The organism is Nocardia iowensis (genome assembly GCF_019222765.1).
Taxonomy (GTDB): domain Bacteria; phylum Actinomycetota; class Actinomycetes; order Mycobacteriales; family Mycobacteriaceae; genus Nocardia; species Nocardia iowensis.
Map to the genome: position 1 here is coordinate 8,256,271 of NZ_CP078145.1, position 22,562 is coordinate 8,278,832.

General features: G+C 67.6%; 23 protein-coding genes. 9 read left to right on the forward strand and 14 right to left on the reverse strand.

The window, feature by feature from the left end; all coding sequences use genetic code 11:
* Nucleotides 1-100 precede the first annotated feature (100 nt).
* Nucleotides 101-508 (reverse strand): winged helix-turn-helix transcriptional regulator, encoded by a 408-nt coding sequence (locus tag KV110_RS38100; RefSeq protein ID WP_218471945.1) that lies wholly within the window; start codon nt 506-508, stop codon nt 101-103.
* Between the two features lie 92 nt (nt 509-600).
* On the opposite strand from KV110_RS38100, the gene KV110_RS38105 reads away from it, so the two are divergent.
* Complete coding sequence (locus KV110_RS38105) at nt 601-1,260, forward strand: NADPH-dependent F420 reductase (protein ID WP_218471946.1); 660 nt, start codon at nt 601-603, stop codon at nt 1,258-1,260.
* A 103-nt stretch (nt 1,261-1,363) separates the two neighbouring features.
* Here KV110_RS38105 and KV110_RS38110 read toward each other — a convergent pair whose 3' ends face one another.
* The 7 genes from KV110_RS38110 to KV110_RS38140 all read right to left on the reverse strand — a co-directional run bounded on the left by KV110_RS38110 (nt 1,364) and on the right by KV110_RS38140 (nt 11,010).
* Complete coding sequence (locus KV110_RS38110; RefSeq protein WP_218471947.1) at nt 1,364-3,394, reverse strand: CocE/NonD family hydrolase; 2,031 nt, start codon at nt 3,392-3,394, stop codon at nt 1,364-1,366.
* Between the two features lie 203 nt (nt 3,395-3,597).
* Complete coding sequence (locus KV110_RS38115) at nt 3,598-5,655, reverse strand: CocE/NonD family hydrolase (protein ID WP_218471948.1); 2,058 nt, start codon at nt 5,653-5,655, stop codon at nt 3,598-3,600.
* 461 nt (nt 5,656-6,116) lie between these two features.
* Nucleotides 6,117-6,854, reverse strand: a complete 738-nt coding sequence (locus KV110_RS38120) for a phosphoglyceromutase (protein WP_218471949.1) — start codon at nt 6,852-6,854, stop codon at nt 6,117-6,119.
* A gap of 90 nt (nt 6,855-6,944) precedes the next feature.
* Nucleotides 6,945-7,850, reverse strand: coding sequence for an ROK family protein (locus KV110_RS38125; RefSeq protein WP_218471950.1), 906 nt, complete (start codon nt 7,848-7,850; stop codon nt 6,945-6,947).
* A gap of 294 nt (nt 7,851-8,144) precedes the next feature.
* A complete protein-coding gene (locus KV110_RS38130) occupies nt 8,145-8,642 on the reverse strand; it encodes a type III secretion system chaperone family protein (protein WP_218471951.1) in 498 nt (165 codons plus the stop codon).
* Between the two features lie 22 nt (nt 8,643-8,664).
* On the reverse strand, nt 8,665-10,095 hold the full coding sequence (gene mshA / locus KV110_RS38135; protein ID WP_218471952.1) for a D-inositol-3-phosphate glycosyltransferase: 1,431 nt from the start codon (nt 10,093-10,095) through the stop codon (nt 8,665-8,667).
* Between the two features lie 93 nt (nt 10,096-10,188).
* The gene (locus KV110_RS38140) at nt 10,189-11,010 is read right to left on the reverse strand and encodes an alpha/beta fold hydrolase (RefSeq protein ID WP_218471953.1); all 822 of its coding nucleotides are present in this window, start codon (nt 11,008-11,010) and stop codon (nt 10,189-10,191) included.
* 71 nt (nt 11,011-11,081) lie between these two features.
* Here KV110_RS38140 and KV110_RS38145 point away from each other — a divergent pair, with 71 nt between their 5' ends.
* Nucleotides 11,082-11,816 (forward strand): SDR family NAD(P)-dependent oxidoreductase, encoded by a 735-nt coding sequence (locus KV110_RS38145; RefSeq protein WP_218471954.1) that lies wholly within the window; start codon nt 11,082-11,084, stop codon nt 11,814-11,816.
* 136 nt (nt 11,817-11,952) lie between these two features.
* Nucleotides 11,953-12,408, forward strand: coding sequence for a large conductance mechanosensitive channel protein MscL (gene mscL, locus KV110_RS38150; protein WP_218471955.1), 456 nt, complete (start codon nt 11,953-11,955; stop codon nt 12,406-12,408).
* A gap of 36 nt (nt 12,409-12,444) precedes the next feature.
* Here mscL and KV110_RS38155 read toward each other — a convergent pair whose 3' ends face one another.
* A complete protein-coding gene (locus KV110_RS38155; RefSeq protein WP_281427715.1) occupies nt 12,445-13,677 on the reverse strand; it encodes a L,D-transpeptidase in 1,233 nt (410 codons plus the stop codon).
* Nucleotides 13,678-13,745: 68 nt separating this feature from the next.
* Nucleotides 13,746-14,840: a UDP-N-acetylmuramate dehydrogenase gene (locus tag KV110_RS38160; protein ID WP_393537642.1), complete on the reverse strand. Its 1,095-nt coding sequence runs from the start codon at nt 14,838-14,840 to the stop codon at nt 13,746-13,748.
* Between the two features lie 24 nt (nt 14,841-14,864).
* Between KV110_RS38160 and KV110_RS38165 the strand changes: the two genes are divergently transcribed.
* The 3 genes from KV110_RS38165 to KV110_RS38175 all read left to right on the forward strand — a co-directional run bounded on the left by KV110_RS38165 (nt 14,865) and on the right by KV110_RS38175 (nt 16,762).
* On the forward strand, nt 14,865-15,350 hold the full coding sequence (locus KV110_RS38165) for a DUF2505 domain-containing protein (RefSeq protein WP_218471956.1): 486 nt from the start codon (nt 14,865-14,867) through the stop codon (nt 15,348-15,350).
* 123 nt (nt 15,351-15,473) lie between these two features.
* On the forward strand, nt 15,474-15,995 hold the full coding sequence (locus KV110_RS38170; protein ID WP_218471957.1) for a DUF2505 domain-containing protein: 522 nt from the start codon (nt 15,474-15,476) through the stop codon (nt 15,993-15,995).
* Entirely contained in the window at nt 15,965-16,762 is a 798-nt protein-coding gene (locus KV110_RS38175) for a class I SAM-dependent methyltransferase (protein WP_218471958.1), read from the forward strand. The genes KV110_RS38170 and KV110_RS38175 overlap by 31 nt, the downstream gene beginning before the upstream one ends.
* Before the next feature lie 156 nt (nt 16,763-16,918).
* Here the strand turns inward: KV110_RS38175 and KV110_RS38180 are convergent, their stop codons facing one another.
* On the reverse strand, nt 16,919-17,527 hold the full coding sequence (locus KV110_RS38180; RefSeq protein WP_218471959.1) for a type IV toxin-antitoxin system AbiEi family antitoxin domain-containing protein: 609 nt from the start codon (nt 17,525-17,527) through the stop codon (nt 16,919-16,921).
* A gap of 99 nt (nt 17,528-17,626) precedes the next feature.
* Between KV110_RS38180 and KV110_RS38185 the strand changes: the two genes are divergently transcribed.
* Nucleotides 17,627-18,355, forward strand: coding sequence for an LmeA family phospholipid-binding protein (locus KV110_RS38185; RefSeq protein WP_218471960.1), 729 nt, complete (start codon nt 17,627-17,629; stop codon nt 18,353-18,355).
* A 22-nt stretch (nt 18,356-18,377) separates the two neighbouring features.
* On the opposite strand, the gene deoC is transcribed toward KV110_RS38185, so the two are convergent.
* Nucleotides 18,378-19,046, reverse strand: a complete 669-nt coding sequence (gene deoC / locus KV110_RS38190; protein WP_218471961.1) for a deoxyribose-phosphate aldolase — start codon at nt 19,044-19,046, stop codon at nt 18,378-18,380.
* 157 nt (nt 19,047-19,203) lie between these two features.
* On the opposite strand from deoC, the gene KV110_RS38195 reads away from it, so the two are divergent.
* Nucleotides 19,204-19,749 carry a GNAT family N-acetyltransferase gene (locus tag KV110_RS38195; protein ID WP_218471962.1) on the forward strand — a complete coding sequence of 182 codons (546 nt, stop codon included), beginning with the start codon at nt 19,204-19,206 and terminating at the stop codon, nt 19,747-19,749.
* Nucleotides 19,750-20,233: 484 nt separating this feature from the next.
* A complete protein-coding gene (gene purU / locus KV110_RS38200) occupies nt 20,234-21,124 on the forward strand; it encodes a formyltetrahydrofolate deformylase (RefSeq protein ID WP_218471963.1) in 891 nt (296 codons plus the stop codon).
* 35 nt (nt 21,125-21,159) lie between these two features.
* Here the strand turns inward: purU and KV110_RS38205 are convergent, their stop codons facing one another.
* Both KV110_RS38205 and KV110_RS38210 read right to left on the reverse strand, forming a co-directional pair.
* On the reverse strand, nt 21,160-22,197 hold the full coding sequence (locus KV110_RS38205; RefSeq protein ID WP_218471964.1) for an alpha/beta fold hydrolase: 1,038 nt from the start codon (nt 22,195-22,197) through the stop codon (nt 21,160-21,162).
* A 93-nt stretch (nt 22,198-22,290) separates the two neighbouring features.
* The gene (locus tag KV110_RS38210; protein WP_246634217.1) at nt 22,291-22,560 is read right to left on the reverse strand and encodes a DUF2516 family protein; all 270 of its coding nucleotides are present in this window, start codon (nt 22,558-22,560) and stop codon (nt 22,291-22,293) included.
* Between the last annotated feature and the right edge of the window lie 2 nt (nt 22,561-22,562).

Genomic DNA, 22,562 nt, shown 5'->3' on the forward strand with positions numbered 1-22,562 from the left:
TCGCCAGTCCGGACGTAAGTGTCGCAATTGTCCCGTTGGCGGCCGACCGAGGGTGTGGGTCGAGTTAGCCAGGGCCCGTGAGTAGCCGTGTGCCGACCAGTCAGTCGTCTTCGTCGGCCCGCCCGGCCAGGCCCGCACCGACCGCGCGGCCGTGCTTGTCGACCCAGTCGCCGAGGGCGTAGATGGGGGTGAGGAGATCTCGGCCCGCTTCGGTCAATTCGTATTCGACCCGTGGCGGGGCTTCGGCGTAGCGGCGCCGTTCGATCAGCGTCATCCGTTCCATCCGGCGCAGGGTCTGCGTGAGCATCTTCTGGCTGATGCCGCCGATGGCGGCGCGCAGGTCGCTGGGACGCATCGGGCCTTCGCGCAGCATGTAGACGACCACGGGTAGCCACGAGTTGCCGAAGACGTCGACACCCATCCGGGCCGGGCAGTCGGATTCGAAATCGCCGTAGGGCGCGAACTCCACCCGTTCGGCGGTGATCGGCTCGGCGTGCACTGCGGTCATGGATTCCAGCTTGCCAGCCGTATTGCGCACCCGCGGGTGCCTATCGAACTTCCTAGCGTCGTTACCGAAGAAGTACCGAGCTAGGAGTGGATATGCGAATCGGAATCATCGGCGCGGGTGCGATGGCGCGGGCGCTGGGTGGCGGGTGGGCCGCGGCCGGGCACGAAGTCCTCATCGGCGCCAGATCGGCGGCCGCGGCGGCGGAACTGGCGGCGGACATCGGGGCGAAGGCCGGAACCATCCGCGATGCCGCGAGTTTCGGCAACGTGGTGTTGCTCGCGCTGCCGGTGCAGGCGTTGGACGAAGTGCTGCGCACGGTCGACGGACTGCTCGCCGGACGGACTGTCATCGACTGCACCAACGCCTTCGAGCCGGACACCGCCGCACCCGAGGGGGTGATGGCCTTCGTGCTCGCGCAGGACGCTGTCGCCGAACGAGTTGCGGCAAGCGCACCGGGTGCGCACGTGGTGAAGGCGTTCAATGTGTGTGCGGCGGAGGTCTGGGCCGGCGGTACCCGCGTGTTCGAGGAGCGCAGGCTCGCGGTGCCGCTGTGCGGTGACGACCCGGACGCGCTGGCGCTGGTTACCACGCTGGTCGAAGACCTGATGCTGCAACCGCTTTCGGCGGGCGGGCTGCATCGGGCGAAGTACCTGGAGGCGGTGTCGGTGTTCACCGTCGGGCTGTGGTTCGCCGGGCAGGACGCGCGGGCGATCTTCCCGCCGTTGGAAGCGGCGTTCGCCGTGGTCGATTGATCGGTTGGCCCAGCTGACCCGGCCTGAGCGCGCACTACTCGCTCATACCCCGCGAGATCGAGCATTGATGCGCGATAAGTGCACGCTCAGACCGGGTTACGGTTTACCAGCCCGGGTTTCCGCGCACCGGGATATTCACGAAACTTGGCTGGTTCTGGTCGAGCAGCAGGTGTTGCGGGCGCAGGCCGCTCTCCACCAGCAGCGGGGTGGGTGGCAGGCCCTTCGGGAAGTTGCCCGCGTAGACGTCGACCCGCAACCGGTGGCCGGGTTGTAGCACCGCCTCGATGCCGGGAACCGAAATGTCCAGCGCCGTCGGCTCTCCCGGCACCGTGGGTTGCCTGCTGTCCAGCGACAGGTCGGGCACCGGGTCGGTGTAGTCGCCGTTCGGCAGGCGGGTGCTGCGTTCCTCGTCGATGGCGCGCAACGAGGCGACCAGTTGCCCCGAGGAAAGCACGGTCGACTGTCCGTCGGGGGCGACATCATTCACCGTGGCAACCCAGTAACCGTCGGTCGCGTCCTGAATCGTATTGAGCCGAACCGCGATCGGGCCGGAAATGCTGGTCGGCTCGGCGACCGGAGCGCTGGTGAAGGTGAGCCCGTTGAGCTCCTGGATCCGCGAGTCCTTGCCACAGGCATTGATGATCGAGACAACACCGATGGTCTCCTGCGCCGCGTCCCGCGAACACAGACCGGTGAGACCGGGCGCGACGGTGAGCCGGTCCACGCTCGGACTCGGCTCGGCGAACAACGATCCGTCGTGCACGCTGGTCGCGGTGCCGCTCCGCGCGGCGGACAGATACATCCGCCGATGCTCGGTACCCGGCTGCGGGAAAGACGGCGCGGTGATCCAGCCGCCGCCCTGCTGGCGCACCGTCACCGGGCCGTATTCATCGATTCCGTTGTCGATTCCCTTGAGCCACTTGTCGAACCAGGTTCGCTGCAACACGTCCATCCGCGGCGGCAGGCCGGGACGGCCGGATTCGTTGCCATTGCTGATGTGGTAGCCGTCGCCCATCAACAGCTGCTTCTGCCCGGGCGGCAACGGGATCCGCCGGTACACATCGGCCTGAGAATTGACGAATACATCGTGCCAGCCGCCGGTCACGAAGGTGGGCACGGTGATTCGGGTCGGGTCGTTCTCCCAGGCCCGCCGGAACGAGCTGTCGGAGTACAGCACCTCCTGCACCTTGGGGCTGAGCTGGTTGATATCCGGCGTGATCAGCACGTTCACCAACGCATCGACGAAGGTGAACGGATCGGCGAGCCGATCCATCAGCCACTTCATGTCGAACTGGCCGCGGAACACCGACGCCAGATCCGGTACCAGCTTGCCGCCGTTGACCGCGGCCAGCCAGGCGGGCATGAAGGTGATGCCGAAGCCGCCGCCGGGGGCGACCAAGTCGCGGAACGGGTTCCGGCTCGGCACCACCGGGAAGATCGCCTTCAACGCGGGCGGGTTCTTCGCGGCCACCTGGAGCTGGTTCAGGCCGGAGTAGGAGACGCCGTTCATGCCGATGTCGCCGGTGGACCACGGCTGCCGGGACGCCCAGTCGATCACCTCGACGGTGTCCTGCTGTTCCCGATAGCGCAGCAGGTCCCACATACCTTGAGAGAAGCCGGTTCCCCGGACGTCGACGACCACCTGGGTGTATCCGCTTTTGATCAGCTGACGGTCGACGGTGAAGTTGCGCAGCAGCCCACCGCCCAGCGCCCTGGTCAGATCGGTGATGCCGGAGAACGGCGTGCCGGACAGGTCGATATCGCGCGCCACCTGCATCACCGCGTCGGACAACCACGGGATCGAGATCATGCTGTCGGCGATCATCGAGCCCAGTTTGGTGTAGGGCGTCATGTTGACGATGGTCGGCGTCGGCGTCGTAATCGGTTGGCCCGTCGCGTCGGCCGGGTGATAGACGTTCCCTTTGAGCACGGTGCCGTCGCTCATGGTGATCGGCACGTCCCATTCGATGAAGACGTTCGGATACTGCTGCGGGCCGTCCTCGGTCGCGGCCCAGGCCGCACCGGTCGCGCCGCCGTCCGGACCGACCGGCGTCGCGGCGGCCGAGGGTGAAAGGAAGGGGGCCAAGGCCATCGCCGCGAAGACCAATGCCGCGGTTCGGAGCGCATACCTCATTGAATCCACTCTCTTCGGGAAACAGATGCTCTCTAACCGTAGGGAGGGAAGCAAAAGCTGTACGCGGTTCGCTGGAGAACCGCGAAAAATCGTGCAGGGTCACAAAGATTTACCTGCGGAACGGGCAGCACGCCGAAATAAAAAGGGCGCCTTCGCTCGAATGATTCGAACTGAAGACGCCCTTTCGGGTCTTCACACCGGTGTCACCAACCGGGGTTACCGCGCACCGGGACATTCACGAAGCTCGGCCGGTTCGGATCCAGCTGCACGTGCTGCGGCTTCAGTCCGGTATCGAGCAGCATCGGCAGGATCGGCAGGCCCTTCGGGAAGTTGCCCGCGTAGACATCCACGCGCAGGCGGTGTCCCGGCTGCAGGATCGCCTCGGTGGCGGGCATGGTGATATCCAGGGTCGTCGCCTCACCGGGCACCGTCGGCTGCCGGTGCTCCAGCGAGGTGAACGGCCGCGGGTCGGTGTAGTCGCCATTGGCGGACTTGCTGCTGTTGGCCTCATCGATCTCGCGCAGCGACGCCATCAGCTGGCCGGAGGACAGCACGGTGGACTGCCCGTCCGGCGCGACATCGTTGACGGTGACCACCCAGTAGCCGTCCGCGGCGTCTTGAACAGTGTTGAGCCGCACCGCGATCCGTCCGGAGACGGTGGTCGGCTCCGCGACCGGATCGCTGGTGAAGGTCAGCCCGTTCATTTCCTCGATCCGGGAGTCCTTCGCGCAGCCGTCGATGATCGACAGCACGCCCGCGCTGCCCTGTGCCGCGTCATTGGAACACAGGCTGGTCAGGCCGGGCGCGATGGTGAGCCGGGCGGTGTCGCCGTTGGCGGCCGCGGTGAGCGATCCGTCGTACACACTGTTCGCGGTGCCACTGCGGTTGGCGGACAGATACATCCGCCGATGCGTCGCGTCCTGCGCACCGGTACCGCCGGTCGGCGCGGCGAACGAGTCGGTGGTGATCCAGCCGCCGCCCTGCTGGCGCAACGTGATCGGGCCGTACTGGTCGATGCCGTTGTCGATGTCCTTGAGCCACTTGTCGAACCAGGCGCGCTGCAACACGTCCAGCCGCGGCGGCAAACCGGGCTTGGCGTACTCGTTGCCTGAGTTCAGATGGTAGGTGTTGCCCATCAGCAGCTGCTTCTTGCCCGCGGGCAGCGGAATCTCGTTGTAGATCTTCGATTCCGAGTAGGTGAACAGGTCGTGCCAGCCGCCGGTGACGAAGGTCGGCACCTGGATCTTGGACGGATCGCTCAGCCAGCCGTCGCGCGGACGGGAGCTGCCGGTCAGCAGTTCCTTGGCGCGCGGGTCCAGGTCTTCGACGCGGGCGGTGGTGTAGACGTTGAGCAGCACGTCCATGAACGTCAACGGATCTCGCGCGCGGTCGGCCAGCCACTTGGTGTCGAACTGCCCGTTGAGCACCGACGCCAAATCGGGCACCAGCTTGAGCCCGTTGATGGCGGTCAGCCACAGCGGGATGAAGTTGAAGCCGAAGCCGCCGCCCGGCGCGAGCACATCGTTCATCAGGTCGCTACCGGGCACCACCGGGAAGATCGCCTGCAGCGCGGGCGGGCGCTTCTCGGCGGCCTGCACCTGGTTGATACCGGAGTAGGAGATGCCGTTCATGCCGATGCGGCCGTTGGACCAGGCCTGGCGGGCGGTCCAGTCGATCACCTCGACGGTGTCCTGCTGTTCGCGCTGGCGCAGCATGTCCCAGGTGCCCTGGGAGAAGCCGGTGCCGCGCACATCGACGACCACCTGCGAGTAGCCGCTCTTGATGAGCTGCCGGTCAACGGTGAAGTTGCGCAGCTCACCGCCGCCGAACGCCTTGGTCAGGTCGGTGACGCCGGACAGCGGGGTGCCGGTCATATCGATCTCGCGCAACAAGCCGAGCAGCGCGTCGGACAGGCCGGGGATGGACTGCGCGTGGTCGGCCAGGTTGGACACCAGCTTGGTGTACGGGGTGAGGTTGACGACCGTCGGCGTCGGCGTATCGATGGGCCGGCCGGACGCGTCCGCGGGGCGATAGACATTGCCCTTCAGAACCGTTCCGTCGCTCATCGTGATGGGGACGTCCCATTCGATGTAGATGTTCGGGTACTGCTGCGGACCATCCTCGGTGGCCGCCCAGGCCGCTCCCGCGGCCCCGCCGTCGGGCCCGGTCGGCGTCGGCGCGGCGGCAGCGCCGCTGGTGAGGAACGGCATGAGCATCGCGGCGGCAACTGCCCCCACTGTGGCGCGTAACGCGTACTTCATCAGGACGTGATCCACCTCTCGACTGGTCGAACGCCCAAAGTGTACATACCTACTTGTCGGTAATGACAAGGGGTAACACGTACCTGATTTGAATAGCGGTTCACATAGAGCAACTCGGGCTAGTATGCCAGGCCCAAAGTGCAGGTAACGCACGTTCCTCTGGGCAGACCACGGGAGAATGACTACTTACCGCCTGTCCGGCTCAACTTGCCATCCGCCACTGGCACTCAGCTTGGTGGTGTGTTGAAGAACACGGCTGACCAGCACAAATCACGCCACAGCCCAATACCCCAGCAACCAAGCAGCGAGACAATCCGACAGCGGGGGCGTGTGGGCGCATGGTGGCGACGAATCACACGAGGGGGTGCACCCGTCGACCCCCATGACCCGTTCGAGGGTGACGAAATGGCAACGCGCTGCGACCGATTCGGGCGCAGCGCGTTGTGGGTCGGGGTGCGGGGTTACTTGCCGCCCTGATTGGCGACGGCGGCGGCGCCCGCGGCGGCCGCTTCCGGGTCCAGGTATTCACGCGGGCGAACCGGGCGGAGGTTTTCGTCCAGTTCGTAGCGCAGCGGGATGCCGGTGGGGATGTTCAGGCCCGCGATGTCCGCATCGGAGATCTGATCGAGGTGCTTGACCAGGGCGCGCAGCGAATTGCCGTGCGCTGCTACGAGAACGGTCTTGCCGGTGAGCAGCTCCTTGGAGATGGTCGACTCCCAGTACGGGACCATCCGCTGCACCACATCGAGCAGGCATTCGGTCTTCGGGACGTCGATGCCCGCGTAGCGGGGGTCGCCTTCTTGGCTGTACTCGTCGGCGGGGTCGATCGGCGGCGGCGGGGTGTCATAGCTGCGGCGCCACAGCATGAACTGCTCGTCGCCGTACTTGTCGCGGACCTGCGCCTTGTTCTTGCCCTGCAACGCGCCGTAGTGGCGCTCGTTGAGCCGCCAGTCCCTGATCACCGGGATCCAGTGCCGGTCGGCGGCGTCCAGCGCGATGTTGGCGGTGCTGATCGCGCGGCGCAGCAGCGAGGTGTAGACCACGTCGGGCAGGATGCCGTGTTCGGCCAGCAACTCCCCCGCCCGTTTGCCCTCGGCGATGCCCTTGTCCGTCAGGTGCACGTCCACCCAGCCGGTGAACAGGTTCAGGGCATTCCATTCGCTCTCGCCGTGGCGCAGCAGCACGAGGGTGTAGGTCATGCGGCCATCCTCCCACGCGCGGAAAAGACCGTCACCAGGTTCCCCGGTGGCCCGGCGGCCATCGCCCGGCGCCGGAATCGGCGCCGGGTCTCAGACGATGTCGTCGGCAGTAGCGTGTCCGGCGGCGAGGACACCCGCGCCGACGAGGGTCGCGCCGTGCGTGATGCGCGACGGGATGACGCGCAGTTCGCGCAGGTAGTTGAGGCGGGCGTGCTTGTCGAGCGCCGCACGCATCGGATTCCACAGCGGCTCACCGGATCGCGCGAAGCCGCCGCCGACGACCACCCGGTCGACATCGAGCAGCGCCGCGGCCGAGGCGATGGCCTGGCCGAGCGCGGTGCCCGCCCGGTGCAGTGCGGCGAGGGCGATCTCATCGCCGCTGTGCGCGGCCTTGGCCAATTGGGCGCCGGTCTCGCCGCGCCAGCCCTGCTCGACCGCCCAGCGCACCGAGGACATGCCGCTGGCGACCGCCTCGACGCAGCCGACGCCGCCGCAGCCGCATGGCACGTCCCAGCCGGGCACCACGATATGACCGATATGACCGGCATTACCGGTCCGGCCGAGGATGACCCGCCCGTCCGCGATGATCCCGCCGCCGATCCCCGACGACACCGTCATCGCCAGTGCGTCCGGCACCCCGCGCAGCGCACCCACGTGGTGCTCGGCCAGCGCGAGGCAGGCGCCGTCGATGGCGAATCGGATCGCCGCGGTGGGGAACAGCTCCTGCACGGCGGCGACGATCGCGAACCCCGCTTTCCATTCGGGGATGTTCAGCGGGCCGGTGGTGCCGGTGCGGACGTCGACCGGTCCGGCCGAGCCGATGCCGACGGCGGTGATGTTGGCATCGCCCGCCACCTCGAGCAGCAGATCGCGGCAGGCAGCCCAGACCGACTCGGGCGGCACATCGACCTGGCGCACGTCACGCACCTTCCGGCCGTGCTGCACCACACCCGCCGCGAACTTCGTCGCGCCGATATCCAGAGCCAGGACTGTCATCGCGGTACCGCCTTCACGATCCGAACCACAAGCGATTGTCACCCGTGCTCCTTTCCGCCGCGCGGTATCCGTGTCACATTGCCGCCCGACCGATGACGACCGCGTCGGCGAAGTCGGCGTCGACCGGCACCCGATGCTCAGCCCGATGCTGACGCACGGTACGCCCGCAACCGAGGACTGATCGTCTCGGTCCAGCCGCGGGGCCACGGCGCGAGCGGCGACACCGACGAGGCCCGCAGGCCACTTTCGCGGTAATTTCCCGGTACTCGGCTGACCGGCAGGCGTTTTCGGGACTTACGGCTTGTCGGCGGCGTCTACCAGGTGTTCGAAGGCACGTAGATTCTTCAGCGATTCGCCGCGCGAGACGCGCCACTTCCATTCCCGGCGAATGGATTCGGCGAAACCGAGTTCGAGCAGCACGTTGAAATCGGCGTCGACGGCCTCGAGGATTTGACCGAAGACCCGGTCGAGTTCGTCGGCGGTGACGGCGTGCGTGGCGATCCGGCCGACCAGATAGATGTCGCCGACCCGATCCAGGGTGTAGGCGACGCCGTAGAGCCTGCGGTTGCGGCGCAACAGGAACTTGTAAACGCCCTCGAAGTTTTCATCCGGCTTGCGGCAGACGAACGATTCGATGCGGACCCCGTGCTTGCCGAGAGTGAGCATCACGGTCGTCTTCAGCTTGCGCTCGCCGGGCAGGATGACCACGAAGGTCTCCTCGCCGGAACGGGTGTATTCGATTTCCCGGTCGCGCAGCGTCTCATCGATGAGCTGCGCGGTTGCCTCACTCACGACTCGCCTCGCTGACGCTCACTCACCGACGTGCTCCCATCCGGCGCCGCCACAGCGCCCGCGATCTGGCCTGGCTGGACTCCAGGTTAGTGCGTTCACCGGGTACCCGATCACGCACGTCGTCACGCAACGCGCCGCGAGCAGTGCCGCCCGCGGTCAATCGTCCGGCGCCGAGCCCGGCCCGCTCCTCGCGGAAATCGGACAACGCGGCGGAGTAGCTGGCGAGCAATCCGTCGGCGGTGTGCTCCCAGGAGAAGTTCGCCGCGTGCTCGACCGCGCGGCCGCTCATCCGGCGCAGGCGGTCGGCGTCGTCGAGCAGGTAACCGAGGGCACCAGCCCAGTCCGGGGTCCGGTGACCGGGCACGAGCAGGCCGGTTTCACCGTGCCGGACGGCGGTACCGAGCCCGCCGACGTCGGCGGCGAGGACCGGGGTGCCGCTGGCCTGGGCCTCGATCGCGACCAGTCCGAAGGATTCGTTGTAGCTCGGCACCGCGACCAGATCGGCGGCGCGGTAGACGAGCACCAGGCGATCCGGCGGCTGCGGCGGCAGGAAGGTGACCCGGTCGGCGATGCCGAGCGCGGCGGCCAGTTCGATGAGCGCGTCCGGGCGTTCCAGGCCGGTGCCGGACGGGCCACCGACGATCAGGACGCGCAGCTTGTGTGTGGGATCGGCGCGCAGTACTTCGGCCGCGGCGCGGACAAGGACGTCCGGCGCCTTCAACGGCTGGATGCGCCCGACGAACGCGACGACCTGCTCGTCCGCGGAGAGGCCGAGCGCCGCCCGCGCCGCCGCCTTGTCACCGGGCCGATAGCGGGTCAGGTCCGCGCCGGGCGGCACCACATCGATGCGCTCGGGCGCCGCGCCGTACAGCTCGACCAGTTGCCGCGCCTCTTCGGCGGTGTTGGCCACCAGTCGATCCGCCTCCGCGATCACCTGCTTCTCGCCGATCTCGCGGGTCAGCGGCTCCGGACAGTCGCCCTCCGCGAGCGCCGCGTTCTTCACCGCGGCCAGGGTGTGCGCGGTGTGCACCAACGGCACCCGCCAGCGGTCCCTGGCCAGCCAGCCGACCTGGCCGGACAGCCAGTAGTGCGAATGCACCAGGTCGTAGTAGCCGGGCAGGTGCCTGGCCTCCTGACGCAGCACCTCGGCGGTGAACGGGCACAGCTGGGTGGGCAGGTCGTGTTTGTCGAGGCCCTCGAACGGGCCCGCTACCACATTGCGCACCAGCACGCCGGGACCGGCCTCTTGCACGGGCGGGAGATTGGAGGCGGTGGCTCGGGTGAAGATCTCCACCTCGGTGCCGCGCTGGGCCAACTGCAGGGCGGTCTGCAGTACGTAGACGTTCATGCCGCCCGCGTCGCCGGTGCCCGGTTGAGCCAGTGGTGAGGTGTGCACCGATAGCACGGCGACACGGTTCGGCCGTAGGTCCGGGCGTTGACTCACACTATCCATAGTGCACGGTGCATTCCCGGCGTCGCCGCCCTCACCCTTCCAAGTGAGAGCTATCACACGGGTTTGGTGAATCGACTCACAGCGCAGGCGCGTTCACAGGCTGTCGGCGAACTCGCTGACCTCGGCGACGAACCGGGCATGGTCCTCGATGAACAATCCGTGCTGGGCGCCCTCCCAGAACGACGCGCGGGCGTCGGGAACGGCCTCGAAGATGTAGCGGCCGTTGTCGATCGGAACGACGGGGTCGGCGGTCCCGTGCTGCACCAGCACCGGAACATCCAGTGTGCGAAGGGTTTCCGTGTTGTCGACGGTTCGATAGAACAGTGCCTTGCGCACCGCCGGTGGGGTGGCCAGGCTGATGCCGAACAGCCGCTGAGCATCGGGGCCCTTGTCCGCGCCGGGGCCGGTGTTGGCGTTGCCGAAGGCGCCGAATGCGCGCACCGCCCGGCCTGCGCTCTCCTCGAAAACGCCGGGAATCGCGGCCTGCATGGCCGGGCCGGTTTCCGCGCCGGGGACGCCGCGACCGAGATTGGCCATCGAACCCGAATAGATGACGCCCGCGACCGCGCCGGTGCCGTAGACGGTCAGATAGTCGCTGAGGACGATGCCGCCGTAGGACCAGCCGAGCAGCAGCGCCCCCGACTCGATGCCCTCTCCCGCCAGCACGGCCGCGACGTCGGCGGCCCAGTTCTTGGGATCGTCGTAGCCGGTAGCGGGCGCATCGGAATAACCGTGGCCGCGCAGGTCGACGGCGATTACCAGGAAGCGCGCCGCGAGTTCGTCGGCCGCCCGCCCCCAGCAGCGCAGATCCGCCGACCAACCGTGCAACAGCACCAGCGGACGGGCGTCCGCCCGGCCACTCACCCGGTAGACGATGTTCGTTCCATCCGCGCTCACCACGTCCCGAATAGCCATGCCGATCAGGCTAGCGGTGATCCCCGCAACAGCGCCCAGGGCGGCAAACGGGCTGCACTTAGGATCGGTTCATGAACAATCGGACCGCTGTCGTCACCGGAGCCAGCTCGGGCATCGGCGAGGCCACCGCCCGCGAACTGGCCAAACAGGGCTATCACGTCTACGTCGGCGCCCGCAGGCTCGACCGCCTGCAGCGCGTCGCCGACGAAATCGGCGGCACCGCACTGGAACTCGACGTGACCTCGGACGACTCGGTGCGCGCCTTCACCGACGCGATCGAGCGGGCCGACGTGCTGGTCAACAACGCGGGCGGCGCCAAGGGCCTGGCCTCGGTTGCCGAAGCGGACCTCGACGACTGGCGCTGGATGTGGGAGACCAACGTCCTCGGCACGCTGCGCCTCACGAAGGCGCTGTTGCCCAAACTGATCGCCTCCGGTGACGGCCTCATCGTCACCATCACCTCGGTGGCCGCCTTCGTCGCTTATGACAACGGCGCGGGCTACACCTCGGCCAAGCACGCCCAGGCCGTGCTGCACCGCACGCTGCGCGGTGAGTTGCTGGGCCAGCCGGTGCGTCTCACCGAAATTGCTCCCGGCGCAGTGGAAACCGAGTTCTCGCTGGTCCGCTTCGACGGCGACGAGGACCGTGCCGCCAAGGTGTACGAGGGCATCGACCCGTTGGTCGCGCAGGACATCGCGGAGATCATCGGGTTCGTCGCGTCGCGGCCGTCGCACGTGAATCTGGACCAGATCATCGTCAAGCCGCGCGATCAGGCCGACGCGGGTCGCTTCGCCCGGCGTGGCTGAGCTATAGCCAGAGGGTATTACTCATCGCTGATCCCTAGCGGGCTGGGCGGTTGCGGCCTCGTCGCTGGTCATCTCCGGCCATTAGCATCTGGTGCTTCGAGGTCGTCGTCTACTTCAGATCGGAGTTGTCCGGCTCATGTTCAAGGGGTTCAAAGAGTTCCTGATGCGCGGGAACGTCATCGACCTTTCCGTCGCTGTGGTGATGGGCACCGCGTTCACCGCCGTCGTCACCTCGGTGACCAAAGGTGTCATCAATCCCTTGCTCGCGGTGTTCGGCAGCACGAACGAGCTCGGCCTCGGCGTCCAGTTGATCGCGAACAAGCCGGCCACCTTCATTCAGATCGGCCCGATCATCACCGCGTTCGTCAACTTCTTCATGGTCGCCGCCGTGCTGTATTTCGTGCTGATGCTGCCGATGAAGACGATCAAGAACCGCTTCGGCACCACCAAGGCGGCCGAACCGAGCGAGACCGAGCTGCTCATCGAGATCCGCGACCTGCTCGCCGAGCGGCACGCCGCCGTGCGCGCCCAACAGACCGCCGACCGGGCCGTCGAAAACGACCCCGACCTGGATTCGTCGCTGCGGCGATAGACCGCGGCGACGCCATCGCGGGCTGGTTGTCGCGACCTAGCGCGGCGGGCCGGGGGCGACCGGAGTCGCGGAGATGACCGAGGTGGATCCGTCCAGGGCGGACATGGTCTTCCAGGTCTGCCAATCGATGGTCCAGTCGTACAGGTCGCCATCGGCGGCGGACAGCGCGATCGAGGTGCCGGTGACTTCCACCGGGTCGCCGTAGAGCGCGGTCCCGAAGTAGGCCTGGGCGTCGGCGGGCGACAGATTGATGCAGCCGTTGGTGACGTTCGAAGACCCTTGGGCGGACAGCGATTCCGGGTTGGCGTGGATGAATTCGCCATTGTTGGAAATGCGTACGGCCCAGCGCTCCCGAACGTTGGTGTAGAACGGCGGGTTCGACATCATGAAGTCTTCGTATTTCTCGGTGACCACGTGCACGCCGGAACGCGTGACATTGCGTGGTTCGTCGCCCTCGCCGTAACTGACCGCGAAATCGAAGACCGTCCGGCCGTCGCGGACCACCTGCATGCGGTGGCTCGGCGCGTTGGCCTTCACGATCTGGCTGCGGCCGATGCGGAAATCCGTTGTCAGGTCGGAATATCCGTAATTGCCGCCGCCGAGATCGAGCCCGTAGAGCTTGGCCGAGACGTGCACGGTGGTGCCGGGCACCCAGTAATCCTTGGGGCGCCAATGCAATCGGGAGCCGTTGTCGTCGGGGAACCAGGCCCACGCGCCCTCGGTGGGTGGGTCGGTGGTGATCGTCATCGCCTTCTCCACCGCGGCCTTGTTCTGCACAGCGGCCTTGAACTGCAAGATGATCGGCGCGGCGATGCCGACTTCCTGATTGTCGGCGATGTTGATGGTCGCCGGGACGGTGTTCTTCGGCGCGAGCGTCGTGAACTTGCCGTCGATCGGGATCGGCTTGCGGTCGGTGCCGACCGCGGTGCCCGTCCAGGTGTACGTCGCGTCGTAGCCGAGCGGTTCGATGATCTTGTAACTGCGCTTGTCCGGCGTGAATTCGCCCGCGACCTGCTTGCCGTTGGCGTTGGTCAACGCGACCTGGTCGATGGTGCCATCGCTGACGGTGACCGAGACGGGCACGGTCGGATTGACCTTCGTCGCATCGTTCTCCGGTGCGAAAGTGACCTTGGCGACGGGACCGGCATCGCGGGCTGAGTTGGTGTCGCCGCCGCGGTCGGTGCTGCATCCGGCCACCAAGGCGACCACGACGAGCAGCACGGCCGACACGGCGGCGACCGGTCTGCGGATCACTGGACGGTTGCTCACTTCATCGAATTTACGCGGGCAAACTCGTTCGATTGACTAGCGAAGGGTGTGGTGTCCGTTTCACCCGGTTAGAGGGCCACACCGACCGTGACGGGTTCCGGTTCGAGCCGGATCCCGAATCGCTCGGCCACCCCATCGCGCACCGTCCTGGCCAGCTCCACCAGATCGGCGGCGGTCGCGCCGCCTCGATTGGTCAGTGCCAGTGTGTGTTTCGTGGACAGCCGAGCCGGGGCGTCGGGGCCGGGGAAGCCCTTGGCGAACCCGGCCCGTTCGATCAGCCAGCCCGCGGAGAACTTCACCCCGTTCGGCGCCGGGTAAGTAGGCACCGTGACGTCACCCACATGGGCCGAAATCGCGGCACGCACGTCGGGCACCCGATCCTCGGGGACGACCGGATTGGTGAAGAAGGAACCGGCGCTCCACGTGTCGTGATCGGCGGGATCGAGGACCATGCCCTTGCCCGCACGCAGGCGCAGCACGGCGTCGCGGACGTCGGCCGCGGGGCGGGATTCCCCGTCGGCGGCGCCGAGCACGGTCGCGAGCTCACCGAAGCGCAACGGTGCGCTCGCGCCAGTCGGATCGAGCGCGAATTCGACGGCGAGCACCAGTGCGTCGTCACGGTGCTTGAGCACGCTGGTGCGGTATCCGAAGCCGAGCTCGACCGGCTCGACCCAGCGGATCTCGCCGCGCAGCCGGTCGAGCAGTTGCACCCGGCGCAACAGCTGCGCCACCTCGGCACCGTACGCACCGACGTTCTGCACCGGTGTCGCCCCGGCGGAGCCCGGGATTCCGGACAGGCATTCGAGGCCGCCGAGTCCGGCCGCGACCGTCGCCGCGACGACCGCGTCCCAGTTCGCGCCCGCTTCGGCGAGCACACCGTCCGCGCCGAGCTCGACGCCCACGGTGGCCACCCGCACCACCACACCGTCGAAACCGTCATCGCTGATCAGCAGGTTGGAGCCGCCCGCGAGCAACAGCACCGGGATTCCGGCCGCGTCCAGCGCGCGCACCGTCGCCACCAGCGATTCGGTTGTCCGGCATTCGGCGACGGTGGCCGGGCCACCGACCCGCAGCGTGGTCAGCTCGGCCAGCGGCACCGATTCGCGGATCCTGGCGCCCGTGGCGGCCAGCACATCCGTCGGCACCACACGTGAAGTTCGCACAGGCAGACGGTAGCGTGTCCGACCATGGCTACACCGCTGGCGTACACGGCCCGCTACTCGTATCCCGCTGCTGCCGTGCGCGCGGCGTTCGCGAACGACCAGTACTGGAAAGATCGCGTTGCCGAGGTCGGCGGCCCGAATGCCCGGCTCGACTCGGTGACCGTTACCGGTGACCAGATCCGGGTCCAGCTGGTGCAGGCCATCGCCGCCGAGCTGCTGCCCGCCGCGATCACCGCGGTGCGCCCCGGCGACCTGATCATCCCCCGGGTGGAAACCTGGCACGGCGACTCGGCCACCTTCCAGGCGACCGTCGAAGGTGCGCCCGCCGAGGTCCGCGGCACCATCGCACTGACCGATGCCGGCGCTGGTTCGACCGCCGCCGCCAACGGCACCATCGAGGTGAAGATCCCGCTGTTCGGCGGCAAGATCGAGTCCGCCATCGCCGAGCACCTGACCGAGGTGCTGAAGAACGAGGAAGAGTTCACCAACACCTGGCTCGCCGCGCACTGACACGCGGGGCCTCACCCTCTTCCGGGCGGGAAGTGTTGCGGCAGCACACTTCCCGCTCGTCGTATCGGTACACCCCACCGCCGAGCGTCGGCGGGGCAATTCAACCCAGTAATCTCTCGATCCATGGCCCGTCGACTTGATTACTCCGCGCGCTACCCGCTGCACACCACCAAAGAGGTGTACGCGGCGCTGTCGAGCCGCGACTATTGGGACGCGCGGATGGCGGAGATGCGGAAATACTCGCCGGGGAACGAAGTGGCGCACCTGGAAGCGGGTGATGGCGGCATCGATATCGAGCTGCACCACATCCTGCCGCGCGACATGCTGCCCGAGATCGCGCAGGCTGTCATGCGCAAAGACATGATCATCACTCGCAAGGAGAGCTACGGGCCGTTCGGCTCCGAGGAGATCACCGGCAAATATTCGGCGTCGATTCCAGCGGGACCGGGCAGTCTCGGCGGCACCATCCGGCTGTTCCCGACCGATACCGGGTGCACCATGCGGTTCTCCTCGGAGGCGAAGGTGTTCATCCCGATGGTCGGTCCCCGGCTGGAACAGCTGATGCTGGTGAATCTGATCGACCTGTTCCGCGCCGAAGCGGAATTCACGGTGCAGTGGCTCGACGATCACCACCCCATCAGCTGACCAGGCCGGTCGGCTCCATCACCCGCGGCACCACCGGCGTCAATCGACTACGGCGCAGTGACCGCTGGTTGACGCACGACGAACGGGTCGGCGCGCGGCTGCGGGCGGCGGCCGATCCGCTGGTGGTCGACCTCGGTTATGGGGCGAGCCCGTGGACCACGCTGGAATTGGCGGCGCGGCTGCGGACTGTGCGGCCTGATGTGCGGGTGATCGGACTGGAGATCGATCCGGCGCGGGTGGTGCCCGGTCAAGACGGCGTCACGTTCGCCCGCGGCGGGTTCGAATTGGCCGGGCTACGACCGGTTCTGGTGCGAGCGTTCAATGTCTTGCGCCAGTATCCGGAATCGGCTGTGCCCGAGGCGTGGTCGACCATCCTGTCCGGTCTGGCGCCGGACGGCCTGCTGGTCGACGGCACCTGCGATGAACTGGGCCGCCGCTGCGCTTGGGTCCTGCTCGACCGCTCCGGCCCCCAATCGCTGACTCTCGCTTGGGACCCGTTCACCGTCGACCAGCCCTCCGACATCGCCGAACGACTGCCGAAAGCCTTGATCCACCGCAACATTCCCGGCGAGCCGATCCACACCCTGCTCACCGCCGCCGACCGAGCCTGGGCCCACGCCGCGCCCCTGGCTCCCTTCGGCCCCCGCATCCGCTGGCGCGCCACCGCCGAATCCCTTCGCCACCAAGGTTTCCCACTCCGCCCCTACCGCCGCCGCATGCGCGACTGCGTCCTCTCCGTCCCCTGGTCCACCGTCGCTCCCAAATAAGTTGCCGCACTGACGGATTGACTCCCCCGCAGCGACTCCTCATGCTCACAGCGAAATGGCATGTGCGTCTTTCCGAGCGCCGCTGACGCATTCGCGTGCAGACCAGCTACGAACGCCGCTATCGCATCCTCGCGCGGGCCAACTGCGAGGGTCCCGCTATGCGCCCGATAGGGCGCGGTAGACGCGGTTTGCCGCGCGGGGTGGGAGACAGCCGCTGGCGGCGCGGATTTCCTCGCTGGTGCAGCGGTTGATCGCGACGGCGTCGGCTACCACTTCGTCCAGCGCGGACTGGCCGATGTCGCCCTCGGCCAGATCTAGCACCGTGCGCAGCGGAGTGGTCACCAGGAAGGGGCCGGCCGACTCGATCTCGGTGCCGATCAAGGAGCGGCGCAGCACCACCAGGCGCGGTGTCACGGGGGGACGACCGGCGCCGACCGACAGGTGCAGGAACCGCGGCCGCAAGCGGCCGATGCCGTGCAGGTCTGCCGCGCTCTGATGGGAAACCGCGGCCGCGCCGTCGAACCAGGCGGCCCACATGGCGTATTCGTCGAGCGGGCCGACGGGCCAGTCGGCCAACCGCAACAATCCGACCCCGGCCCTGGTCACCGATCCCTCGTCGAGTCCCCGGCGGACCCGCTCAGCACATCCGGTGCGCAGCACCTGGCGGGTGGTGAAGAAGCCGGCATGGCGGCCGGCCAATCGTCGCAGCACACGCCATCCGTGTTCGGCGGATCCGAGCGCGCGGCCCGCCGCATCGCCAGCCATACGCATCAGGCTACGCTCGATTCCTGTGTCACACGTCACAATCGAAGCCCTCATCGACCCCACAGAGACGGCACAGAAACGTCGGGAAGAATCGGCCGCATGAGTACGAAGCCTCCGTCCACTATGACGATCAACCGGCGGGCCCTGCTGATCGCCCTGATCGTGATAGCAATTCTGCTGGCCACGATCCTGGTCGGCGGTGAAGCGTACGCCCGGCACACCGTGTCCCGCTGTGTCAGTACGCAATTCGAGAAGGAGATGGGCTCCAAGATCGATGTGAGCTTCGGCGCCAAGCCGATGCTGATCACCTGGATCGACGGCAAGGTGCCGACGGTGACGGTGAACAGCGACGACACCAAGTTCGGCCCGGCCGCCGGCATGGTGGTGCACGCGAAGTTCCACGACGTCGAGGTCACCGACAACGGCCGCGGCGGCGGGGTGATCGGCAGTTCCGCCGCCGATGTCACCTGGAGCAACGACGGCATCCGGGAAACGCTCGGCGGTCTGGTCAGCGGCGTGAAGTCCTCGGCGAGCTCGGACATGCTGACCCTCGACGTGCTCGGCGGGTTGGCCCAGTTGCAGGTGAAGCCGGTGATCAAGGGCGGCGTCGTCGAGGTGGAGACGATGTCGGCGCAACTGCTCGGCATGGGCCTGCCCACCGACCTGGTGCAGGGCATCGTCGAGGTGTTCACCAAGAGCCTGCAGAGCTACCCGTACGGCATGCAGCCGACCGAGGTGAAGGTCACCGACGAGGGCATCGCGGTCAAGCTCGTGGGCGGCCGCTCCGAGTTGCCCGCCGCCGAGGGAAACAGCGCCACCTGTTCCTGAGTCGGCCCAGATGTGTTGCCGCTCAGGCCGGGAACCCGTCGAGCACCTCGCGCGACTTGGACAATCCGAGCCGCGTCGCGCCCGCCGCGATCAGTTCCGCCGCCGCTTCGGCCGTGCGGATACCGCCGCTCGCCTTGACGCCGAGCCGCCCACCGACGGTTTCGGCCATCAGCTCGACCGCGTGCACGCTGGCGCCGCCCGCCGGGTGAAATCCGGTGGAGGTCTTCACGAAATCGGCGCCCGCCCGTTCCGCGGCGCGACAGACCTCGACGATGGCGGTGTCCGGCAGCGCGGCCGCCTCGATGATCACCTTGAGCAGCGCCCGGTCGCCCATCGCTTCGCGCACCGTCACGATGTCGGCGAGCACCGCGTTGTACTCGCCCGCCAGCGCCGCGCCGACATCGATGACCATGTCCACCTCGGCCGCGCCCTGGTCGACCGCTAGCCGCGCTTCGGCGCCCTTGACCAGCGAATGGTGTTTACCGGACGGGAATCCCGCCACCGTCGCCACCACGAGTCCCGCGGCGCGCACCGGCAGCATCGACGGTGAAACGCAGATCGCCAGCACCCCCAACTCGCGGGCTTCGTAGATCAGCGCGGCGACGTCGTCGGGGGTCGCCCCCGGCGCCAGCAGCGTGTGATCGATCATGTCGGCCACTTCGGCCCTGGTCAGCGACGCGGAACTTGCCATGAGCTGAGAGTCTGGCATACCGGTGGCGAATTCCGTTGCGTGCCTCCGATACTTCCCGCACACTCGTACCTGGTGACAGATCGCCGGTAGTGACCCGGCCGTCAACTCACTAACGTGTGCGGATGGGCCCCTACTTGGTTCAGGAGGAGACGACACCGTGCTGATCCGTCGCGAACGCGCCGACGACATCGCCGCGATCGCGGCCGTACATCGCAGCGCGTTCGGTTCGCCGCAGGCGGACGGCGACCGCACCGGCGAACCGCCCGGCGACGGCGAGCCACCCGAGGTCGACCTGGTCGCCCGGCTGCGCAGCGACGCGGGCTGGATCCCCACCCTGTCGATGGTCGCGGTGGAGTACGAAACGGTGATCGGCCATGTCTGCCTCACCAGAGCCGGTGTCGGCCCATACCCCGTCCTCGCCCTCGGCCCGATCGGCGTAGTCGCCGAACACCAGCGCACCGGCGTCGGCTCGGCACTCATGCACGCCGCCCTCGGCGCCGCCGACGCCCTCGACGAACCCCTGGTCGGCCTCCTCGGCCACCTCGACTACTACCCCCAATTCGGCTTCGTCCCCGCCACCCGCCTCGGCATCACCCCCGACGACCCGTCCTGGGTATCCCACTTCCAAGTCCGCCCCCTAAGCGCCTACGAACCACGCATCACCGGCGAATTCCACTACCCCGAACCCTTTTACGACCTCTGAGCGTCTCGCAACCGAGCCCAAGTCCCGGTAGAGACGCGACCGCGAGCCACATCGCCCACCCAACCCCGACGGCACACCCCAGCCTCTCGAGCAAACAAAACCGAGCACCGCCGTCCCCGGCAGACACGCCACCGCAAGGCACATCACCCACGCAACCCCGATGGCCCACCTCACCTTCCGAGCGAAGCGAGACCGAGCACCGTCCGTTCGCGGCCCGTCTCGCGTCCGAGTGGCCGAAGCGCATGCGCCGCAGGCGCGAGTCTCGGCCGCTCGGACGCGAGGCCCACCCGTCGCCCGACCACCGCCCCTCATCGAATCGCTACGCGATGCTGACATTCAGGGGCCGCGAACACGCCGCGGCCACGCGGCCAAAAACACAGGGTCAAACACCAGCCCCCCGCAGCCCCCGCCCACAAACAGAGCCACGAACGCGCAGCCCCGCAGCGGCTGCAAATCCAACACAGCGACCTGCGAGGATGGGCACATGAGTCCCGCTCCACCCACCCCGGACGACCGCCGCTACATCCTGACCCTCGGCTGCCCCGACCGCCCCGGCATCATCGCCGGAATCACCTCGTTCATCGCCGACTTCGGCGGATCAATCGTGGAAGCCGGGTACTACTCCGACGCCGACACCGGCTGGTTCTTCACCCGCCAGGCCATCAAGGCGGCAACGGTCCCGTTCGGACTCACAGAACTACGCGACCGCTTCGCCGGGGTAGCAGCCGACCTCGGCCCGGAAACAGAGTGGCAACTCCTCGACTCAGGCGCACGCCGCCGGGCGGTCCTGCTGGTCAGTAAGGACGGCCACTGCCTGCACGACCTACTCGGTCGTGCCGCCAGCGGCGAACTCCCCGCGACCATCGAAGCGGTGATCGGCAACCACCCCGACCTGGCCCCGATGACCGAGGCGCACGGCGTGAAATTCCATCACGTGCCGTTCCCGAAGAATCCTGCCGAGCGAGGCCCCGCCTTCGAGGAGCTCCGCGCGCTGGTGGACTCCTACGACCCACACGCGGTCGTGCTCGCCCGGTTCATGCAGGTACTTCCGCCCGAGCTGTGCGCACACTGGACCGGCAAGGCACTCAACATCCACCACAGCTTTTTGCCGTCGTTCGTCGGCGCCCGCCCCTATCACCAGGCGTTTGCCCGCGGCGTGAAACTGATCGGCGCCACCTGCCACTACGTGACGGCGGAACTGGACGCGGGCCCGATCATCGAGCAGGACGTGAGCCGGATCGACCACGCCGACGACGTGCGCGACATGGTCCGCCAGGGCCGCGACATCGAACGCGTCGTGCTCGCCCGCGGCCTGCGCTGGCATCTGGAGGGCCGGGTGCTCGTGCACGGCCGTCGCACGGTCGTCTTCTCCTGACCGCTGCTTCCGGTAGCCGCGGCGCAGGCGAGGAATCAGCCCGCGATCTCGGCGCGCCGCCGCACCGATTCGAGCACGTGTCCCAGTTCCTCGTTGAACTGCTCATACGCCTCGGTATTGCCGAGATGCCCGGTCGGCAGCATCGCGAAGCGCGCCAGACTACCTGTCTCCCTGAGCATTTCGGCGATCCGCTCGGAATGGACCACGGGCGTCATGTCGTCGAACGAACCGGCGAGCACCGTGGTGGGCACCACCAGATTTCGGGCCGCCTGGCCCACATTCATATCGGCGAGCAGTCGACCGAACCTGGCCCGCACCATGGCCGGGCACGACCGCACGATGGCCATGCTGAAATCGAGCAAGTCGCCCTTGGCCGCCGTGCTCATGATCTGCCGGGCGAACAGCCAGCGCACCGGTGCGATGGGCGGGAAGAGGAGCGGAGCGCCAAGACCGAAACGCCCGAACAGGAACGGCAGCGGCACCTTCAGCTTCAACAGCCGACCCGGCCGGTTCAGCAACGGCACCACGGTGGTCTCGAGGATCAGCCGGTCCGCGGCGGTGTTGGTCAGTAGCACCGCACGCGCCTGCTTCCGGACCCGGTCGGGATAGCGCCCGGCCCAGGCCTGCAGGGTCATGCCGCCGAGGCTGTGGCCGACCAGAACGGCCTGCTGGCCGGACGGGAGCGCGGCGTCGAGCACGGCGGCCAGATCGTCGGCGAGCAGATCCATGGTGAGCGGACTGGAACCGTATTCGCTCTCGCCGTGGCCGCGCTGGTCGTAGGCGACCACGCGATACTCCCCGGCGAACGCGTTGATCTGAGCGTTCCAGTATTCGATGCAGCAGGTCCAGCCGTGCACGAGGACGACCGTCGGCCGGTCGGCGGGGCCGTAGGCATGCACGCGCAGCCGGGCACCGTCGCGGGTGGTCACCGGGATCACCTCGGGCAGGACGGTCGGCGGGTTGAACGCCGCGGTCGCATAGGTGCGCGACCGCAGGTTCGCGCGATGAGCGTCGAGCAGACCCCGAACCTGACTCGAAAAGTTCACCAGGGCAGTCGGCAGCATGGCACGCATCGGGCACTCCTTTGTGTTACTGCCCGATACAGTAACTCCGATTCGCGCCGCCTGCCAGTGCCCGCACCGGAAAAGTTATCGAGGATTCCCCGTTTACCAGCGCGGACCGCGCTGTACCTCGTCGACCTTGGGCCGCACGTCGGCCAGGTAGATACCGGTCGCGATGATCGCAATGAACGAGAGGAGGCCCAGACCGCCAAGGGACAGCAGCAGCAACAGCATCGCCGCGCCGAGAATCCCCAGCCAGATCGGCTTGGTCAGTTTGTCTACCGCGGTAAACGCGTCCGGCCGCTGACGCACGGCATGAATCAGCGCGAAGATCGTCGCGCCGAGTGCCGCCAGCCACAGCACGAACAGGATCATGC

What these genes read in the sequence shown, in the direction of transcription:
- KV110_RS38165 (WP_218471956.1), top strand. Translation starts at nt 14,865, where the DNA reads ATGGCTACACCGCTGGCGTACACGGCCCGCTACTCGTATCCCGCTGCT.
- KV110_RS38105 (WP_218471946.1), top strand. Translation starts at nt 601, where the DNA reads ATGCGAATCGGAATCATCGGCGCGGGTGCGATGGCGCGGGCGCTGGGT.
- KV110_RS38100 (WP_218471945.1), bottom strand. Translation starts at nt 508, where the DNA reads ATGACCGCAGTGCACGCCGAGCCGATCACCGCCGAACGGGTGGAGTTC.
- deoC (WP_218471961.1), bottom strand. Translation starts at nt 19,046, where the DNA reads ATGGCAAGTTCCGCGTCGCTGACCAGGGCCGAAGTGGCCGACATGATC.
- KV110_RS38170 (WP_218471957.1), top strand. Translation starts at nt 15,474, where the DNA reads ATGGCCCGTCGACTTGATTACTCCGCGCGCTACCCGCTGCACACCACC.
- KV110_RS38115 (WP_218471948.1), bottom strand. Translation starts at nt 5,655, where the DNA reads ATGAAGTACGCGTTACGCGCCACAGTGGGGGCAGTTGCCGCCGCGATG.
- KV110_RS38125 (WP_218471950.1), bottom strand. Translation starts at nt 7,850, where the DNA reads ATGACAGTCCTGGCTCTGGATATCGGCGCGACGAAGTTCGCGGCGGGT.
- KV110_RS38210 (WP_246634217.1), bottom strand. Translation starts at nt 22,560, where the DNA reads ATGATCCTGTTCGTGCTGTGGCTGGCGGCACTCGGCGCGACGATCTTC.
- KV110_RS38120 (WP_218471949.1), bottom strand. Translation starts at nt 6,854, where the DNA reads ATGACCTACACCCTCGTGCTGCTGCGCCACGGCGAGAGCGAATGGAAT.
- mscL (WP_218471955.1), top strand. Translation starts at nt 11,953, where the DNA reads ATGTTCAAGGGGTTCAAAGAGTTCCTGATGCGCGGGAACGTCATCGAC.
- KV110_RS38110 (WP_218471947.1), bottom strand. Translation starts at nt 3,394, where the DNA reads ATGAGGTATGCGCTCCGAACCGCGGCATTGGTCTTCGCGGCGATGGCC.
- KV110_RS38205 (WP_218471964.1), bottom strand. Translation starts at nt 22,197, where the DNA reads ATGCGTGCCATGCTGCCGACTGCCCTGGTGAACTTTTCGAGTCAGGTT.
- KV110_RS38140 (WP_218471953.1), bottom strand. Translation starts at nt 11,010, where the DNA reads ATGGCTATTCGGGACGTGGTGAGCGCGGATGGAACGAACATCGTCTAC.
- KV110_RS38185 (WP_218471960.1), top strand. Translation starts at nt 17,627, where the DNA reads ATGAGTACGAAGCCTCCGTCCACTATGACGATCAACCGGCGGGCCCTG.
- mshA (WP_218471952.1), bottom strand. Translation starts at nt 10,095, where the DNA reads ATGGATAGTGTGAGTCAACGCCCGGACCTACGGCCGAACCGTGTCGCC.
- KV110_RS38145 (WP_218471954.1), top strand. Translation starts at nt 11,082, where the DNA reads ATGAACAATCGGACCGCTGTCGTCACCGGAGCCAGCTCGGGCATCGGC.
- purU (WP_218471963.1), top strand. Translation starts at nt 20,234, where the DNA reads ATGAGTCCCGCTCCACCCACCCCGGACGACCGCCGCTACATCCTGACC.
- KV110_RS38180 (WP_218471959.1), bottom strand. Translation starts at nt 17,527, where the DNA reads ATGGCTGGCGATGCGGCGGGCCGCGCGCTCGGATCCGCCGAACACGGA.